Raw genomic sequence first — 15,659 nt, forward strand, 5'->3', positions numbered from 1 at the left:
GGGGGAAGGGGCCGGGGGCTGGGGGTTGTTTCGTCACGCCTGCGACCGCTCTCGGTGTGCCGTTTTTCTTGCCCCTTCTTTCCCCCCCGGCGGTGGGGCCCCCCTCCCCCCCCCCCCCCGTGCGCCACGCCGACCGCTGTGTGGCGATCCGATCGCAGCGGCGTCTCAGTGGATCCGTACGCGTGCTATTCGACGCCCTCCAGCACCGGTGCCCGCTGCGCACTCTGGTCGGGCACCGGAGCCTTGCGCTGCCGTTCCGGTGAGAAGGTCGCGGTGATCGCGCCGATGATGGAGGCGATGCCACCCAGGATCAGGGCTGCCTCGAATCCCTCGATCGAGGTGGCGGGCGAGTCGTAGCTGCCGTAGGCGATGAACGCGGCGCTGAGACCGACGACACCGAAGACGGCGCCCACCTCCCGTACGGCGCTGTTGGTGCCCGAGGCGACGCCGATGTCGTTCTGCGGCACCGATCCGAACACCGCGTTGATCACGGTCGGGATGGACATGGTGATGCCCACACCACCGATGATCAACGGTACGACCAGGCTGCCGTACGCCACGCCGGGCGCCGCGATCAGGGCGATCACGATGAGGGAGATGCCCTGGAGCAGTAGGCCGATGGTCATGAACGGCCAGTTGCCGTACTTGTCGGCGAGGCGCCCGACGATCGGGGCCACCAGCAGCGGCATGAGGGTCCAGGGCAGCATGTGCAGGCCGGCGGCCATCGGCCCGTCGCCCAGGCCGACCTGGAAGAGCTGGGCCAGCATGAACAGGGAGCCGATCAGGGCGAAGTGCTGGAAGAACGCCACGATGTTGGCGACCGTGAATCCCCGGTTGCGGAAGTAGCTCAGCGGCAGCATCGGCTGTGGTGTGTGGCGCTCCCAGGCGATGAACGCCACCAGCAGCAGCACGCCACCGATCGCCGTGACGAGGACCTCCGAACTGCCCCAACCCGCGTTGGGTCCGCGCACGAGCGCCCAGGTCAGGCCGAACAGGCCCACGGTGACCAGGGTGAGGCCGATCAGGTCGAGTTTGGGGCGGGGGCCGTAGCTCTCGCGTAGCAGCAGTGCGGTGAGCAGGGCGGCGCCGAGGCCGAGCGGCACGTTGATCCAGAAGATCCACGGCCAGGACAGGACCTCGGTGATGAGGCCCCCGACGACCGGTCCGGCGGCCACGGCCAGGCCGGAGACGCTGCCCCAGACGCCCATCGCCATGCCCCGCTTGTGCGGCGGGAACGCGTCGGTGAGCAGCGTCAGGCTGACCGGCATGCTCAGTGCGGCGCCGACGCCGAGCAGGATGCGTCCGACGATGAGCACCTCGATCGTCGTGGACAGGGCGGCCACGATGGATGCCACGGAGAAGACGACCAGCCCGATCACGTACATCCGTCGGCGGCCGAACCGGTCACCCAGGGCCGCGCCGGTGAGGAGTAGACAGGCGAACGCCAACGTGTACGCGTTGATCGTCCACTCCAGGTCGGCCAGGCTGGCGCCCATCTCGGTACGGATGGTCGGCAGCGCCGTCACCACGACCATCACGTCCAGCGCCGTCAGGAACGCGCAGATCGAGACCAGGGCAAGCGCCCAGCCCGACCGCATCGGTCGTGTGGAGCCATCGACTTGCGTGCTCACAGTTGTCTCCCAAGAGTTGGTCCCTTTAGGAGACTCAAGGTACAGCAAGATGGTCTCCTGAGAGAACCGACATGCTAGGCTGAATTTTATGCAGCGAACCCGCTTCGGAGACATGGCCTGCTCCATCGCGCGCACGCTGGAGGTGGCGGGTGAGCCGTGGTCTCCGTTGATCATTCGTGACGTGTGGGCGGGCGTTCACCGCTTCGACGAGCTTCGCAACAACCTGGGCATTTCCCGCAAGGTCCTGACCGAGCGGCTCAAGTGGCTCGTGGATCAAGGGGTTCTGGAGCAACGCGCCTATTCCGAGCGACCGTTGCGTTACGACTACGTGCTCACCCAGAAGGGCGCGGAGTTCTGCGACGTACTGTTGGCGATCAACTCCTGGGGTGACCGCTGGACCGCAGGCGAGGCCGGACCGCCCAACCAACTGCGACACCGCGCGTGCGGTCAGCACGTCCGGGTCGAGTTGCACTGTGTCGAGTGCGGTGAGCCGGTGCACGGCGAGGACATCGACATCGAACGCCGGGCGGAGCAGCCGGCCTGATCGCCCTCACACCAGGTGGATGCGATCCCGCGAGCCGTCCGCCTGCACGAGCGTGAAGTGTCCCTCGGGTGCCAGGTCGAGCATCAGTGCGGCCACCCGTAGTGCCCGGTTGAGGGCGTCGGTGCGGGTCATCCGCTGTCTGTCGCTGAGGGTGACCAACGCGGCCTCCGCCGAGGGGGTCAGGTTGACGGTGATCTTGGTTAGGTCGCTCATCGGGCCCCGCGTCGGGGTACCCAGCCGAGGAAACGGCTGTGGATGAGGTCCGGCTCCACCACCGTCTCGACCGACGGGTTGATGGTGCTGAGGTCGGCCAGGGCGTGCACGAACTGGGCGCCCAGGTAGAGGTACAGCTCGATCCGCCGGTCCCGGAAGCCGTGCATCAGGTCGAGTTTGGCGTCGGGGCAGGGCCACGGGTGGGCGTCGGTCCGGCAGATCCAGAACGGACGCAGCGGCGTGTGGGCCGCCAACTCCGGCGGGTCAGGCATCGCCGGTCCGCTCGACCGGAGGGGGTACGGCCGACAGCGGCGGCGGAACGTATCCCGGCAGCGCCCGGCGGTGTACGACGAACGGCATCTCGGGCCGGGGCGGCTTGCCCCACGGAATCTCGACCCCGCGCAGGGGCAGCCAGTCGCCGCCCCACACGGCGGCGTTCCTCGGCAGGTACGTGACCCGCAGGTGCAGGTCGCCCTCGCCCGGCTGGAGATGAGGGTAGCTCCCCCGGTGGTACTCGTCGTGCTCCGCGTTCACGAGGTCGCCGACCTTGACGAGCGGTCTGCCGCGCGTGACGGCGGTCGTCGGACGCGAAGTGGGAAATCGCGAGTTGGGAAAGGGTGCGGAACGTTCGGGCATCGGCGTGTCTCCATTCCTTTGGCAGAAGGGGCCGCCCCGTTCGCACATATGGGCGGGGAAAGGGCGCGGGGCGGCCCCCCGTACCTTCGAGCCGAACCTGATTCCCGGTCTCCTCCAGACCGAGGACTGCAATTGGGTCGGGCACATGGAGAACCAGCTCGGCGGTACGGTGGTGCACCGGACCGAGCAGGTGGCTAGTCTGCTGGCGCGGTGGGAGAGCGTCCGCAACGAGGCGCTGCCGACGCGTCAGTCCCTCGACCTGATCAAGGAAGTGGTGAAGCCATGGATCTGACCGACGCCAGCTGGCGTAAGTCCTCGCGCAGCGGCTCCGGTGGCGGCAACTGCGTGGAGGTCGCCGACAACCTTCCCGGTCGGGTGCTGGTCCGCGACACCAAGAACCGCGACGGCGGCACCCTGACCTTCGCCCCGGACGCCTGGCGCGCCTTCGTCGACCTGGCCAAGCGCCGCTGACCCCTCGACGTCGACCGCCGCCCCTGTTGCCCGTACCGGCAACAGGGGTGGTGTCATGTTCCGGGACGGGAGAGGGGTCAGGCGCTCGTCAGGATGACGAGTTGCCGGGTCGCTCGGGTCATCGCGACATAGCGGTCCACCGCTCCCTCGATGCCCTTGCCGAACGCCTCCGGGTCGACCAGGACAACCAGGTCGAACTCCAGCCCCTTGGACAGCTCCGGGGTCAGCGACCGGACGCGCGACGTCGCCCGGAACGTGGGATCACCGATGACGCAGGCGATCCCGTCGGCGTGCGCCGCGAGCCACGCGTCGAGGACCGAACCCAGATCAAGAACACTTCCGTGTACGACGGGAACGTTCGTGCTCCGGATCGAGGTCGGCACGTTGGCGTCCGGGAGCACGGCCCGGATCACCGGCTCGGCCTGCGCCATGACCTCCTCCGGGGTGCGGTAGTTGATGCTCAGCGACGCCAGGGTGACCCGGTCGAGCCCGATCCGCCCGAGCCGTTCCTGCCACGACTCGGTGAACCCGTGTCGGGCCTGGGCCCGGTCCCCGACGATGGTGAAGCTCCGGGACGGGCAGCGGAGCAGCAACATCTGCCACTGCGCGTCGGTCAGTTCCTGAGCCTCGTCGACGACGATGTGCGCGAACGGGCCGGCCAGCAGATCCGGGTCGGCGCCCGGTAGGGCGACATCGTCCACCAGGGCATCGCGCAGGTCCTGCCCGTGCAGCATGATCATCGCGCCTTCGTTGTCGTCCTCGGCCTCCAGCAACTCCTCGACGACCCGGTCCATCTGCTCGCGTTTGGCGGTCACGGCGGCGGTGTGCCGGCGTCGACGTCGGGACGCCTCCGGGTCGCCGAGCCGATGACGTGCCGTGTCCAGCCACGGCAGGTCGGAGACCGTCCACGCCCGAGCGTCCGCCCGCTGAAGTCTCCGGATGTCGTCCACGGTGAGCCAGGGCGCGCACCTGCGCAGGTACGCGGGGACCGACCACAGGTCCCCGACCAGGTCCGCCGCATCGAGCAGCGGCCACGCCCGGTTGAAGGTGTCCAGCAGTTCCCGATTCTGCCCCAGTGAGCGGCGAAGCAGGTCCTCCGGCTCGTCACCCTCGTACGCGTCGACCAGGATCTCCAGCAGGCTCTGCCAGATCTGGTCCCGCGCCTCGTTGTGCGGGGTGCCGGGATCCGGGGTCTCGAACGCCTCGGCCCAGTCGTCGGCGCCCAACCGGATCTCGGACCACTCGGTCGTGACCGTCATCGGCGTGGTCGGCGGCTCCTCGTAGAACCGGACCGCCGCCTCGATCGTCTCGACCAGGTTCGCCGACGACTTCAGCCGGGCCACGTCGGGGTCGGTCTCGACCGTCGCCGAGGCGCCCTCGGTGACGAGATCCCGCAGGGTGCAGGTCTGCACGTCGTCCTCGCCGAGGCTGGGCAGGACGTCGGCGACGTAGGCCAGGTAGGGCTGGTGCGGGCCGACGAACAGCACCCCACCGCTGCGGTGACCGAGGCGGGGATCGGAGTAGAGCAGGTACGCGGTGCGGTGCAGGGCGACGACGGTCTTTCCCGTACCCGGACCGCCGTCGACGACGAGAGCGCCGCGCGATCCCGCGCGGATGATGGCGTCCTGGTCGGCCTGGATGGTGCCGAGCACGTCCCGCATCCGGGCCGAACGGTTGCTACCCAGGCTGGCGATGAAGGCGGACTGGTCGTCGAGGGCGGCGTGCCCCTCCCAGCCGTCCGGGGTGAACACCTCGTCCCAGTAGTCGGTGATCCGGCCCCGGGTCCAGCGGTACCGGCGGCGGCTGGTCAGACCCATCGGGTTGGCGTGGGTCGCACCGAAGAACGGCTCGGCGGCCGGGGACCGCCAGTCGAGCAGCAGCCGCCGGCCCGCGCTGTCGGTGAGGGCGAGGCGTCCGACGTACACGGGCTCGGGGCTGTCCGCGCCCACCATGTGTCCGAGGCACAGGTCGGCGCCGTAGCGGCCCAGGGTGCGCAGGCGGGCGCTCAGCCGGTGGATCTCCTGGTCCCGGTCCAGCGCCGCCTGACCGACGCCACCGGGTGCCCTGCGCTCGGCGGCCAGGCGCTCGGTCAGGTCGGCGATCGTCTCTTCGAGGCTCTGCGTGATCGCCGCGAAGTGCCGCTCGTCGTCGGCGATCAGCGCCGGGTCGGCCTTGGGGGAGAGGTGCTCGGGAAAATCAAACACGCCGGGCATTTCGTAACTCTCCCATTTCCGCAGGTACTGGCCTCAGCCAGCGATTCTGCGGCACCACCCGGGTCTTGCCGCAAGCCCCCCGGTGCGGTATACGTTAAGAGTGGCGGGGAGTGATTCTTCCTCCCTTCGCTCGATCGTCCGCTGTGCCGGACAACCATCCCCGAAGCGGCGCCGGGCCGCGTGCGGCGGTGCCGCCGCCCCGGCCATGAATCCGCGCAATCAACCCGGTGTACGCGGCGAGCGCGCGATCCCATCGGGTCGCAGCGTTGTCGGAGCGGGCCTCCTCTCTTTGAGAATCGTTGAGCGCAGGCAGGAGAAGAAGACTTTTTCTTTCGGTCATTGATCGCCAGAATCCTCGGTATGACGCGTACACAATCCCCATTTCTCGTGGACCTTGCGCACCGGCTCCGCCACGTTCGCTGGATCGCCGGAGGCACCGGGGCGGGCAAGAGCAGCGTCAGCCGGGCCCTGGCCGACCGCTACGACGTGCTGATCTACGACGGTGATCGCGCGGAACGCGACTATGCATCCCGATGCTCACCACGCGATCAGCCACGGCTGTGGGAACTGGTGCACGCGCCACCGAGGCGGACGTGGAATGGTCGCACCGCGCAGGAGACCTTCGAATCGATGCCGAGCCTGCACGGCGAAACGTTCGGATTCGTCGTCGACGATCTGCTCGCGTTACCCACGCGGCGAACCATCCTGGTCGACGATTTCCGGACCTTACCGCGCGACATCGCCCCGCTGCTCACCTGGCGCGAACAGGCAGCGTTCCTGCTGCCCACCGCCCAGTTCCGGCGCGACGTGCTGGGCCGTCGTTTCGCCGATCCGGCGCGCACCCGCGCCAACTGGGGCGACGGCGACCACGACGAGGCGTTCGCCCTGCGTCTCGCCCGCGACGAGTTCTGGGACACCGAGGTCCGACGCCAGGCCCTAGAAATGGATCTTCCCATCGTGGCCGTCGACGGAACTCGCGACACCGACAACCTTGCGGATGATCTCGCGAACCGGTTCCGCCTGACCGGGCACACGATCGCGGTCGACGGCCGGCCGTGAGGCGGCGAAGTCGACAAACACCCCGGAGCGCCATTGCGCGGCCCTGGAACGCCCGGGACATCGACACGTCCAACAGCCGGCACCACGAGGCCGAGGCGCGACTTCTTCAGGGCGTTCCCGGATCAGCGGCTGGGCAACCGGCCGTACAAGGTCCTGTTTCGCCTCGGGAGACTGGACCTGCTCGATCGCCCGCTTCACCGGCACGATGACCGGCCCCATGACCGGCCCGGACGGTAACGCGATCCCGCCAATCGGTAGGTCGTTCGATGTCGACTTCTGCACCGCGGCCCGATGGGCCGACGGAAAGATCGCCGAAGAGAACCTCTTCTACGACCTCACCACGTTCACGAATCAGATCGGGCTTACATAGCCACAGGGGACGTTTCGGACTCGCACGATGATCCGGTCGCCGTCCACGTCCGCGGACAGGCCACCGGAGGAGTCCGGATCGCCCTGCTGGCCACCGGCTCCGGGCGGGTTCGACGGCTCCCGGTCCGGCTGCCCGCCTCCTCGATCGGTGAGCGGGGGCAACGGGTACCGAACGTGCGGTGGCGTCGCGGTGGTCGGCTGGTGGTACGCCGTCCACACCGTCAACGCTGCCAGCAGTGGCACCACGGCAAGGACGATCACATGAGCCTTCACCTGGTCACCTCCGGTGCCAGGAGCCCCCTGGCGGGGACACCGTTCGTATGCACAACGAGTGGACCCCGGATCGGTGTCACCGCCGGCACGGGGTGGCTGTTTGAGTCGCCGGCACCGGGGTAGGAACTTCAGGGATCGATGATCTCGAAACTCCCGAGGAGGAACGATGAGCCGCACCGAGTACCACGTCGTACCGGACGGAGGTCGCTGGAAGGTGGAGCAGGGCTCGAACGGGTTCGGCAGCTTCGCCACCAAGCAGGAGGCCGTCGACAAGGGCCGCGAAACCGCACGGGCGAACCAGCCGAGCCAGCTGGTGCTGCACACCACCGACGGGAAGATCGAAACCGAGTACACCTACCAGGACGACCCGTACCCGCCGAAGGGCTGACCCCGCGCCCGGCCGGGCAAGGCACCGGAAGGGGCCCCAATCTCGTACGAGAATGGGGCCCCTCGGTGTTCGTGTTCTCAGGTGGGCCAGCTGCCGGTGACCCGGCGGACGCCGACGGCGCCGCCCCGGTCGACGGCCGCCTTCACCACCGCGAAGATCGCCCCCTGGATAGCGGCGGCGGCGAGGATCTCGCCCCAGCCGCGGTCCTCGTCGGTGGCGTTCGGCGCGTCGTCGTCACCGGCCGCCGTCTTCCAGACCTGCTTGAACACCATGCCGGCGAGTGCACCGGCCGCGACACCGAGCAGAATCCCCACCGGCTTGTACGCCAGCTTGTTGACCTTCTGGCCCATGGTTGCCCATCCTCCCTCGTGGTCGGTCAGCGCCGCTGGTCGCGCAGCGCCGGCAGCACGTGCTCGGCGTACAGGTCGAACAGACCCTGGTAGTGCGGACCGGTGTTGGCGACGTAGATCTCGTCGAAACCCGCCTTGGCGTACAGGTCGATCTGCTCCAGGTGGGCCTCGGGATCACTGCCGCAGACGAACGCCTTGCGCACCATCTCCTCCGTCACCAGCTCCGAGGCCTGCTCGAAGTGCCGGGGCGAGGGCAGCACCTGGGACAACTCGCCCGGCAGCCCGGAGTTCGGCCAGCGCTCGTACGCGATCCGCGCGCCCTCGTCCTCGGTCGCCGCGTACGCGGCCTTGAAGCCGGCCTGGCACGGCTTGTCGCCGCCACCACCGTCGCGGAACCGCTTGACCAGCTCGCCATCGGGCGACGTGCTCATGTAGCCGTCGCCGATCCGGGCCGCCAGGTCGACCGACTTCGGACCGAAACCGGAAACGTAGATCGCCGGCGGCTCCTCCGGGAGGGTGTAGATCCGGGCGTTCTGCACCTGGTAGTGCTTGCCGTGGTAGTCGGTGAACCCGCCCTTCCACAGCTCGCGGATCACCTCCACGGACTCCTCCAGCATCTCCAGCCGTACGTCCGCGCTGGGCCAGACGTCGCCGAAGATGTGCTCGTTGAGCGCCTCGCCGCTACCGATACCGAGCACGAACCGGCCCTCGTGCATCACCGCGCTCGTCGCCGCCGCCTGGGCGATCACCGCCGGGTGGATGCGCACGGTCGGGCAGGTCACGGCGGTGGTGACGGGAAGCTTGCACACCTGGCTCAGCGCGCCGATGGTCGACCAGACGAACGGACTCTGCCCCTGGGCGTCCACCCACGGGTGGTAGTGGTCGGAGATCCACAGTGCCTCGAAGCCCGCCCGTTCGGCGCCCCGTGCCTGCTCCAGCAGCTCGGCGGGGGTGTACTCCTCGCTGGAAAGGAAATACCCGATGCGCATCGTCCACTCCTTCGCGTCGCGAAACCGTACGGAACTCAGGCGGTGACCGCGTCCACGGCCTTCTTCGTCGCCTTCGGGTCGGTCGGCTTCCGGGGCGCCGTCTTCTTCATCTCCAGCATCCGTTCGCCGATCTCCTGGAGCTTCTTGCGGCCCAACCCGTCACGTACCTTGGGGAACCACTCCTGCTCCTCCTCCTCGATGTGGTGCTTCACGTTCTCGATGAGCACCGTCGTCTTGGCGTCGAAGCGTTCGTCGTCCGGCTCCATCGCGGCGAGTTCGAGGCAGAGCACGTCCGCCACGTGGTGTTCCTCGTACGACTCCAGCACGTCGTCCTCGAGATCCGGCAGCAGTTCGCGGGTCTCCGGGTACATGCACTCGTTCTCGATGTAGGTGTGCACGGTCAGCGCCTCAAGAATGCGCCCGACGATGTCACCCTTCTTCTTGGTGGCATTCTCGCCGGCCTGCTCGAATTCGTTGAACAATGCTTTGATCTCTTTGTGATCCTGCTTCAGCAGAACAATCGCGTCGGTCGACATTCACGCCTCCTGTGGCTGGTCGAGGAACCTGCTACCCTCGGGCCTCCGTACGGAAACCTCGCCCGACTCCGGCGCACCGACGCACAAAGAGATCCGCCACCGGAACGTTCCGGTGGCAGATCGAGGATGACCGTGGGTGTACGGGTCGAGGGGGCGGACCCGACCGTTCGACCGTGGTGCGTCAGCCGGCGGCGGTGGCCGGCTTGAGCGACCGGAGCCGGTCGGCCAGGTCACGTTCGAAGAAGTCGAGGAATCCGTCCGGGTCCGGTCCGGCGTTCAGCAGCACCAGGCGGTCGAAGCCGGCGTCGAGGTAGGTCTGCACCGCCCGTACGTGGGTCTCCGGGTCCGGGCCGACGGCGAACACCCGGCGGATGTCGTCCTCGTCCACCCATCTGCTGGCGGCGTCGAAGTTGACCGGGTTGGGCAACTCGCTCATCACCTTCCAGCCGGTGACCGCCCACCGGCTGGTGGTCAACGCCGCCTGCGCCGCCTGTTTCTCATCCGTCGCCCAGGCGAGGTTGATCTCCGCGTAGCGGGGGCCGTCGCCGCCCGCCCGCCGATAGTGCTCGACGATGTCGGACCGTGCCTCGATCGCGAACAGGGCGGTGCCGAGTTCGCCGGCAATCCGGGCCGAGGACGGGCCGCTGGCCGCGACGGCGATCAGCGGCAGCGTCTCCGGCAGGTCGAACACCCGCGCGTCCTCCAGTTGCAGGTGTTTGCCCTCGTACGAGTGGTAACCGCCCGACCAGAGCAGGTGGATGATCTCCAATGCCTCGCGCAGCCGCTCATGGCGACCGCGCACGCTCGGGAAGCCCTGCCCGACCACGTGTTCGTTCAGCCGTTCGCCGGCACCGACGCCGAGGGTGAAACGGTCACCGGAGACCAGCGCCAGCGTCGCCGCCGCCTGCGCGATGATCGCCGGGTGGTAACGCATCGTCGGGCAGGTCACGCCGGTGACCAGACCGACGGTCCGGGTACGGGCGGCGATCGCGCCGAGCACCGTCCAGGTGAACGACGAATGCCCCTGGAGGTCCAGCCACGGATGGTAGTGGTCGCTCATCTCCACGAAGTCGAACCCGACCTGCTCGGCGCGGATCGCCTGCCGGATGATTTCCTCCGGTCCGAACGCCTCCGCAGCGAGTTTGTAGCCGATCTGCATGCCCGGTCTCCCTATCCGACGAAACTGCCCCGGCGGATACCGCCTACCCCGACGGGTGGGGGACAAACACGCAGGTCATCTTGTCGAGAGGGAATCGAGAGCCGGTCGATAGACGAGGTGGGATAAGGTGTCGAGCCTTGCCTCTGGCAAGTTACTCGACGCTCACCAACCCAAGGGATACCTTCTCGTGTCACGTTCGAAAAGCTCCGCAATGCTGGCCGCCGCCGCGGTCGCGATGCTCGGTCTCACCGCCTGCGGCCCGCAGGACACCGCAGCGGAGACCAAGAAGGAACCGACCGTCCTGGAACTGCTGACCAGCGACGCCAAGGGCTCGATCCAGAAAGCGTCGGACGCCGTCGGCGCGGCCGCCACCGTTGCCTTCACGATGGACGGCAAGGGCGAGGGAGAGCCGGTCAAGGGAAGCGGCGTCGTGATCCTGGGTGCCGAACGCAAGGCGGAGGTGACGTTGGAGGACCCGAAGGAGGGGCCGACCACCGTCCGGTTCATCGGCACCGCCCTCTACATCACTCTCAGCAGCGATCAGCAGGCGGAGTTCGAGGGCAAGAAGTGGCTGAAGATGGACCTCGGTATGGCCGGTGAGGCCGGTACCGAGGCGATGGCCGGTGTGCTGGACAACATCGACCCGGTCCAGTCGCTGAAGCCGCTGCTCACGGCCGAGACAATCACCGTGGTCGGTGAGGAGACGGTGAACGGGGCGAAGACCGTCCACTACACCGCCAGCATCCCGAGCACGGCCTACCTGGCCGCCCAGATTGACCCGAAGGCCCGTGAGGTACTGGAGAAGGAATTCACCAAGCTGGGCGTCACGGAGGTCAAGGCCGACCTCTGGCTGGACGAGCAGTACCAGCTCCGACGCTTCCGGGGCTTCATCAACGAGGCGAACGACATCACCGCCGACTACACCGAATACAACAAGGCCCTGACCGTGGACCTGCCGCCGGCTGCGGAGACCGCCGACTTCGCCGAGATGATGAAGGGCCTCGCGGACGCCCTCAAGGACCTTGAGGGCTGACCGACCCGAGCCCGACCCGAGCCCGACCCGCGTACGGCTCCCGGTCCGCTCGGAGCCGTACGCGGGTCTCGTCAGGCGAGTTCCCCGCTGTCGTGCAGCCGGTCGAAGATGATCTGGTCGACCGGGGAGACGCGGTGGCGGTCGGCGTAACGGAGCCAGGCCACCTCGGCGATCTCGGCACTGGCCGTGGGCACACCCCGGTAGTCGGCCGCGTAGCAGGTCATCCGGACGGTCGTACCGTTGGCGTGGCCGTGGGCCTGGGCCTCGAAGGTGCCGACCGGGGTGGCACTTTCCGGCGTGATCGAGACCCGCAGTTCCTCGTCGATCTCGCGGACCAGGGTGGCCAGGTCGCTCTCACCGGGCTCGCGTTTGCCACCGGGCAGGTAGTAGACGTCCCTGCCGTGGCTGCGGGTACTGAGGATCGCGCCGTTCTCGATCCGGATCCAGGCGATCTTGTCAATGACGTTCACGCTCGGCATCGTAGGCATGAGTCGGCGTACGCGGGCCGTCCCGGCCGGGTCCGGCAGCCGTGCCGTGCCCTCGGCCGTCGCGGCGCCGGTGACGATCCGGCCGCTCATGTCGTAGGGGGTCACCGTGACGGAGGGATTGTCGCGGATCCGTTCGACCTTCCCGCTGTCCCGCTCGGTGAGCACGAACACCTCACCGTCGTCCACGACCACGCCGACCGGCGTCGGCACCGGCCTCCCGTCCCGGCGGAACGTGGTCACGTTGACGTAGCGGGCGCGGGCGATCTGGTCGAGCGTGTGGTTCATGCCCGCCTCGTACCGGCTCTGTGGTCGGTCCACGAAACCACCCGACGTTTGGCATGATCGTCTGGGGTCTCGAAGTTCCCCGATCCGGCAACGGGTTGCGGTCAGGGGGCCGGAATGTGGATCCGGGTCCCCTCGGGTAATCGGGGCGGGCGTTCCGCTTATCAGCGTACGGAACCCACGCCCCGATTACCGGGTTGGTTTGCGGGCCACGCGCCGTGAGACGGTCGTGGAGGAGACCGTGGCCCGGTTCGCCGACGCCGGGGCGACCGAGTTGATCATTTTCCCGGTCGGCCTACCCGAGGACCGGGACCGGACCGTCGCGCTCTTCGCCGATCTCGCGCGAAGGCACCGCGACCGGTTCACCCCGCGGCAGCCGCGACTCCTTCCGGCGACAGTGGCGAGGCCCCGAGGGCAACCTCGGGGGCTCGCCCGCCGCTGCCTCTTCCCGGTCGGGTGATCGGACCTACGCACTTGATCGATGTCGGGACGCAGGTCACAGCGGGGGGAGAAATAACCGGGGAGGTTCTCCCCGTTTGACTCTTCGGGTGAAGCGGGGAAGATCTCCCCGGTTTCAGTGAGGAGCGTCGTCGTGGCTGGTACTGCCGTACAACAGCGGTTGCCCCGGCAGCGAGCCGACGCGTCCCGGAACTTCGACCGGATCGTGGCCGCCGCGAGCGAGCTTTTCGTCGAATGGGGTGCGGAGGTGCCGCTGGACGAGATCGCCCAGCGGGCGGGGGTGGGTAACGCCACCCTCTACCGGCACTTCGCCAACCGGCGGGAGCTGATCCGGGTTGTGGTTCTGACCCTGATGTCCGGTCTGACCGAGCAGGCGGAGCGGGCCTTGGCCGAGGAGCCGGATGCCTTCGAGGCGTTGCGACGGTTCGTGCACGTATCGGCCGAACACTTGATCGGGGGGCTCTGCCCGATCTTCTCCAACTGGTTGGACCATGCCGATCCCGAGCTGAACGTCCAGCGGGAGCGGATGGAAGAGGTGTTGGAGTCCATCCTGCGGCGGGCGCGGGAATCAGGCCAACTCCGCCCGGATGTCGCCATCGGCGACGTGATCGTCCCGATTGTCCAGCTTACCCGACCGATGCCCGGTACGGGGCGGGCGACGCTCGACCGGTTCGCACACCGCCACCTGGAGATCCTGCTCGACGGGCTGCGCGCACCGCAGCGGTCCGTACTGCCGGGGTGCACGGTCACCCTGGCCGACCTACGACTGGCGGCGTGCGGCCCGCTCGTCGAGGAATCGACCCTCTCGACGAGCGGGGAGCGCGCTGACTGACCGGCGCTGACCACTGGCGCCGACCAAGCAAACCACCACCGCCATGTACGGGTGACCTGCGTCCACAGGCTGCCGTTTCCATCCATATTTGCGAAAATTGCGGGGACCCTCATGTCCACAGAAGTAGAAGCGAATCCGAGGCGCTGGACAGCGCTGATATTCATCTCGTTGGCGCAGTTGATGGTCGTACTGGATGCGACCGTGGTGAACATCGCCCTGCCGGCGGCCCAGCACGACCTGGGCATCTCCGACGGCAACCGGCAGTGGGTCATCACCGCCTACACGCTGGCCTTCGGCGGTCTGCTGCTTTTCGGCGGCCGGCTAGCCGACATCGCCGGGCGAAAGCGGATCTTCACGATCGGCCTGCTCGGTTTCGCCGCGGCGTCGGCCATCGGCGGGATCGCGGCCAACACCGGCATGCTGCTCGGTGCCCGCGCCCTCCAGGGTGTCTTCGGCGCCATGCTGGCCCCGGCCGCGTTGTCGCTGCTGGCGGTCACCTTCACCGAGGCCAAGGAACGGGCCAAGGCCTTCGGCGTGTTCGGCGCGATCGCCGGTGGTGGCGGTGCCCTCGGCCTGATCCTCGGCGGTGTGCTCACCGAGTACCTGAACTGGCGCTGGGCGTTGTTCGTCAACATCCCGATCGCCCTGATCGCCGCCGCCGGGGCGTACCTGGTGATCCGTGACGTGCCGGGTGCCCGCAACCGCAACCGGCTCGACATCCCGGGTGTGCTGCTCTCCACCACCGGCCTGGTCTCCCTGGTCTACGGCTTCACCCGGGCCGAGACCGACGGCTGGACCGCGAGCTGGACCCTGGGCTCGTTCGTCGTGGCGGCCGTGCTGCTGGCGGCGTTCGTGCTGGTCGAGTCGAGGGTCGCGCACCCGCTGCTGCCCCTGCGGGTGCTGACCGAGCGCAACCGGGCCGGCGTGTACTCGGCGCTGGGCATCGCGGTGATCGGCATGTTCGGCCTGTTCCTCTTCCTCACCTACTACCTGCAGGTGGTCAAGGGATGGTCCCCGGTGGTCACCGGTGTCGCCTTCCTGCCGATGATCGTCGGCATGATCACCGGTTCGACCCAGATCGGCGCCCGCCTGATGAACCGGGTCGCACCCCGGCTGCTGATGGGACCGGGCTTCCTGGTCGCCGGAATCGGCCTGCTGATCCTGACCCAGATGCAGGTGGACAGCTCGTACACCGGGTTGATCCTGCCGGGTCTGGTCCTGCTCGGCCTGGGCATGGGTACCGCGTTCATGCCGGCGATGAGCCTGGCCACCTACGGTGTCGAACCGCGTGACGCCGGAGTCGCCTCCGCGATGATCAACACGTCGCAGCAGGTCGGCGGCTCGATCGGCACCGCGTTGCTGAACACCGTGGCGGCCAGCGCCACCGCGGCCTGGCTGCTCGACCGAGGCGGCAACCCGGCACTGATCAACGAGGCGGCGGTGCACGGCTACGCCACCGCGATCTGGTGGGCGGTCGGGCTCATGGGCCTCGCGGCGCTGATCGCGTTCACGTTCGTCAACACCGGCCGTCAGGACGGCGGAGCGGTGGCCGGCGGGTCCGGCGCCACCGACGACGAGAACGCGGGGGATGTCCCCGTACCGGTGATGATGCACTGACCGACCGAGGGCGCCCGGCGGCGCCCGACCGACTGGCGGGGGGGGGGGGGGGGGGGGGGGGAGGGGGCGGGGGGGGGGGGGGGGGGGGGGGGGGGGGGGGGGGGGGGGGGGGGGGGG

The 15,659-nt window shown here is 68.5% G+C and carries 21 protein-coding genes and 1 pseudogene; 10 read left to right on the forward strand and 12 right to left on the reverse strand.

The window, feature by feature from the left end; all coding sequences use genetic code 11:
- Window positions 1-185 precede the first annotated feature (185 nt).
- Window positions 186-1,631, reverse strand: coding sequence for an MFS transporter (locus ACZ6QQ_RS10560; protein ID WP_465875696.1), 1,446 nt, complete (start codon window positions 1,629-1,631; stop codon window positions 186-188).
- 88 nt (window positions 1,632-1,719) lie between these two features.
- Between ACZ6QQ_RS10560 and ACZ6QQ_RS10565 the strand changes: the two genes are divergently transcribed.
- On the forward strand, window positions 1,720-2,175 hold the full coding sequence (locus ACZ6QQ_RS10565; RefSeq protein ID WP_465875697.1) for a winged helix-turn-helix transcriptional regulator: 456 nt from the start codon (window positions 1,720-1,722) through the stop codon (window positions 2,173-2,175).
- A 6-nt stretch (window positions 2,176-2,181) separates the two neighbouring features.
- Here the strand turns inward: ACZ6QQ_RS10565 and ACZ6QQ_RS10570 are convergent, their stop codons facing one another.
- The 3 genes from ACZ6QQ_RS10570 to ACZ6QQ_RS10580 are packed head-to-tail and all read right to left on the reverse strand — an operon-like array spanning window position 2,182 to window position 2,922.
- The gene (locus ACZ6QQ_RS10570) at window positions 2,182-2,388 is read right to left on the reverse strand and encodes a hypothetical protein (protein ID WP_465875698.1); all 207 of its coding nucleotides are present in this window, start codon (window positions 2,386-2,388) and stop codon (window positions 2,182-2,184) included.
- On the reverse strand, window positions 2,385-2,660 hold the full coding sequence (locus ACZ6QQ_RS10575; protein ID WP_465875699.1) for a hypothetical protein: 276 nt from the start codon (window positions 2,658-2,660) through the stop codon (window positions 2,385-2,387). The genes ACZ6QQ_RS10570 and ACZ6QQ_RS10575 overlap by 4 nt, the downstream gene beginning before the upstream one ends.
- Window positions 2,653-2,922 (reverse strand): hypothetical protein, encoded by a 270-nt coding sequence (locus ACZ6QQ_RS10580; RefSeq protein WP_465875700.1) that lies wholly within the window; start codon window positions 2,920-2,922, stop codon window positions 2,653-2,655. The genes ACZ6QQ_RS10575 and ACZ6QQ_RS10580 overlap by 8 nt, the downstream gene beginning before the upstream one ends.
- 247 nt (window positions 2,923-3,169) lie before the next feature.
- On the opposite strand from ACZ6QQ_RS10580, the gene ACZ6QQ_RS10585 reads away from it, so the two are divergent.
- The gene (locus ACZ6QQ_RS10585; protein ID WP_465875701.1) at window positions 3,170-3,316 is read left to right on the forward strand and encodes a hypothetical protein; all 147 of its coding nucleotides are present in this window, start codon (window positions 3,170-3,172) and stop codon (window positions 3,314-3,316) included.
- A complete protein-coding gene (locus ACZ6QQ_RS10590; protein ID WP_465875703.1) occupies window positions 3,307-3,495 on the forward strand; it encodes a DUF397 domain-containing protein in 189 nt (62 codons plus the stop codon). Before ACZ6QQ_RS10585 ends, ACZ6QQ_RS10590 begins: the two co-directional genes overlap by 10 nt.
- A 77-nt stretch (window positions 3,496-3,572) precedes the next feature.
- On the opposite strand, the gene helR is transcribed toward ACZ6QQ_RS10590, so the two are convergent.
- A complete protein-coding gene (gene helR / locus ACZ6QQ_RS10595; RefSeq protein ID WP_465875704.1) occupies window positions 3,573-5,708 on the reverse strand; it encodes an RNA polymerase recycling motor ATPase HelR in 2,136 nt (711 codons plus the stop codon).
- Window positions 5,709-6,068: 360 nt separating this feature from the next.
- Here helR and ACZ6QQ_RS10600 point away from each other — a divergent pair, with 360 nt between their 5' ends.
- Both ACZ6QQ_RS10600 and ACZ6QQ_RS10605 read left to right on the forward strand, forming a co-directional pair.
- A complete protein-coding gene (locus ACZ6QQ_RS10600; protein WP_465875705.1) occupies window positions 6,069-6,767 on the forward strand; it encodes a hypothetical protein in 699 nt (232 codons plus the stop codon).
- A 205-nt stretch (window positions 6,768-6,972) separates the two neighbouring features.
- The gene (locus tag ACZ6QQ_RS10605; RefSeq protein ID WP_465875706.1) at window positions 6,973-7,137 is read left to right on the forward strand and encodes an ester cyclase; all 165 of its coding nucleotides are present in this window, start codon (window positions 6,973-6,975) and stop codon (window positions 7,135-7,137) included.
- Here the strand turns inward: ACZ6QQ_RS10605 and ACZ6QQ_RS10610 are convergent.
- Complete coding sequence (locus ACZ6QQ_RS10610; RefSeq protein ID WP_465875708.1) at window positions 7,119-7,409, reverse strand: hypothetical protein; 291 nt, start codon at window positions 7,407-7,409, stop codon at window positions 7,119-7,121. The genes ACZ6QQ_RS10605 and ACZ6QQ_RS10610 overlap by 19 nt on opposite strands.
- A gap of 166 nt (window positions 7,410-7,575) precedes the next feature.
- Here ACZ6QQ_RS10610 and ACZ6QQ_RS10615 point away from each other — a divergent pair, with 166 nt between their 5' ends.
- Entirely contained in the window at window positions 7,576-7,797 is a 222-nt protein-coding gene (locus tag ACZ6QQ_RS10615) for a DUF2188 domain-containing protein (RefSeq protein WP_465875709.1), read from the forward strand.
- 77 nt (window positions 7,798-7,874) lie between these two features.
- On the opposite strand, the gene ACZ6QQ_RS10620 is transcribed toward ACZ6QQ_RS10615, so the two are convergent.
- From ACZ6QQ_RS10620 to ACZ6QQ_RS10635, 4 genes are all read right to left on the reverse strand, one after another.
- Window positions 7,875-8,147, reverse strand: a complete 273-nt coding sequence (locus tag ACZ6QQ_RS10620; RefSeq protein ID WP_465875711.1) for a DUF4235 domain-containing protein — start codon at window positions 8,145-8,147, stop codon at window positions 7,875-7,877.
- Between the two features lie 26 nt (window positions 8,148-8,173).
- Window positions 8,174-9,136: a TIGR03557 family F420-dependent LLM class oxidoreductase gene (locus ACZ6QQ_RS10625; RefSeq protein ID WP_465875712.1), complete on the reverse strand. Its 963-nt coding sequence runs from the start codon at window positions 9,134-9,136 to the stop codon at window positions 8,174-8,176.
- Window positions 9,137-9,171: 35 nt separating this feature from the next.
- Window positions 9,172-9,672: a hemerythrin domain-containing protein gene (locus tag ACZ6QQ_RS10630; protein ID WP_465875713.1), complete on the reverse strand. Its 501-nt coding sequence runs from the start codon at window positions 9,670-9,672 to the stop codon at window positions 9,172-9,174.
- Window positions 9,673-9,853: 181 nt separating this feature from the next.
- The gene (locus ACZ6QQ_RS10635) at window positions 9,854-10,831 is read right to left on the reverse strand and encodes a TIGR03557 family F420-dependent LLM class oxidoreductase (protein WP_465875714.1); all 978 of its coding nucleotides are present in this window, start codon (window positions 10,829-10,831) and stop codon (window positions 9,854-9,856) included.
- A gap of 187 nt (window positions 10,832-11,018) precedes the next feature.
- On the opposite strand from ACZ6QQ_RS10635, the gene ACZ6QQ_RS10640 reads away from it, so the two are divergent.
- Window positions 11,019-11,864, forward strand: a complete 846-nt coding sequence (locus tag ACZ6QQ_RS10640; protein ID WP_465875715.1) for an SCO4651 family lipoprotein — start codon at window positions 11,019-11,021, stop codon at window positions 11,862-11,864.
- A gap of 71 nt (window positions 11,865-11,935) precedes the next feature.
- On the opposite strand, the gene ACZ6QQ_RS10645 is transcribed toward ACZ6QQ_RS10640, so the two are convergent.
- Together ACZ6QQ_RS10645 and ACZ6QQ_RS10650 are read right to left on the reverse strand one after the other, a co-directional pair.
- Window positions 11,936-12,334, reverse strand: coding sequence for an NUDIX hydrolase (locus ACZ6QQ_RS10645; RefSeq protein WP_465875872.1), 399 nt, complete (start codon window positions 12,332-12,334; stop codon window positions 11,936-11,938).
- Between the two features lie 27 nt (window positions 12,335-12,361).
- A pseudogene (locus tag ACZ6QQ_RS10650) lies at window positions 12,362-12,637 on the reverse strand (PPOX class F420-dependent oxidoreductase); the annotation flags it as partial.
- A 226-nt stretch (window positions 12,638-12,863) separates the two neighbouring features.
- Here ACZ6QQ_RS10650 and ACZ6QQ_RS10655 point away from each other — a divergent pair.
- The 3 genes from ACZ6QQ_RS10655 to ACZ6QQ_RS10665 all read left to right on the forward strand — a co-directional run bounded on the left by ACZ6QQ_RS10655 (window position 12,864) and on the right by ACZ6QQ_RS10665 (window position 15,542).
- Window positions 12,864-13,094 carry a hypothetical protein gene (locus ACZ6QQ_RS10655; RefSeq protein ID WP_465875716.1) on the forward strand — a complete coding sequence of 77 codons (231 nt, stop codon included), beginning with the start codon at window positions 12,864-12,866 and terminating at the stop codon, window positions 13,092-13,094.
- A gap of 132 nt (window positions 13,095-13,226) precedes the next feature.
- Entirely contained in the window at window positions 13,227-13,925 is a 699-nt protein-coding gene (locus ACZ6QQ_RS10660) for a TetR/AcrR family transcriptional regulator (RefSeq protein ID WP_465875717.1), read from the forward strand.
- A gap of 111 nt (window positions 13,926-14,036) precedes the next feature.
- Window positions 14,037-15,542: an MFS transporter gene (locus tag ACZ6QQ_RS10665; RefSeq protein ID WP_465875718.1), complete on the forward strand. Its 1,506-nt coding sequence runs from the start codon at window positions 14,037-14,039 to the stop codon at window positions 15,540-15,542.
- Window positions 15,543-15,659 lie beyond the last annotated feature (117 nt).

The sequence above is a fragment of the Micromonospora sp. NPDC049529 genome (genome assembly GCF_055586685.1).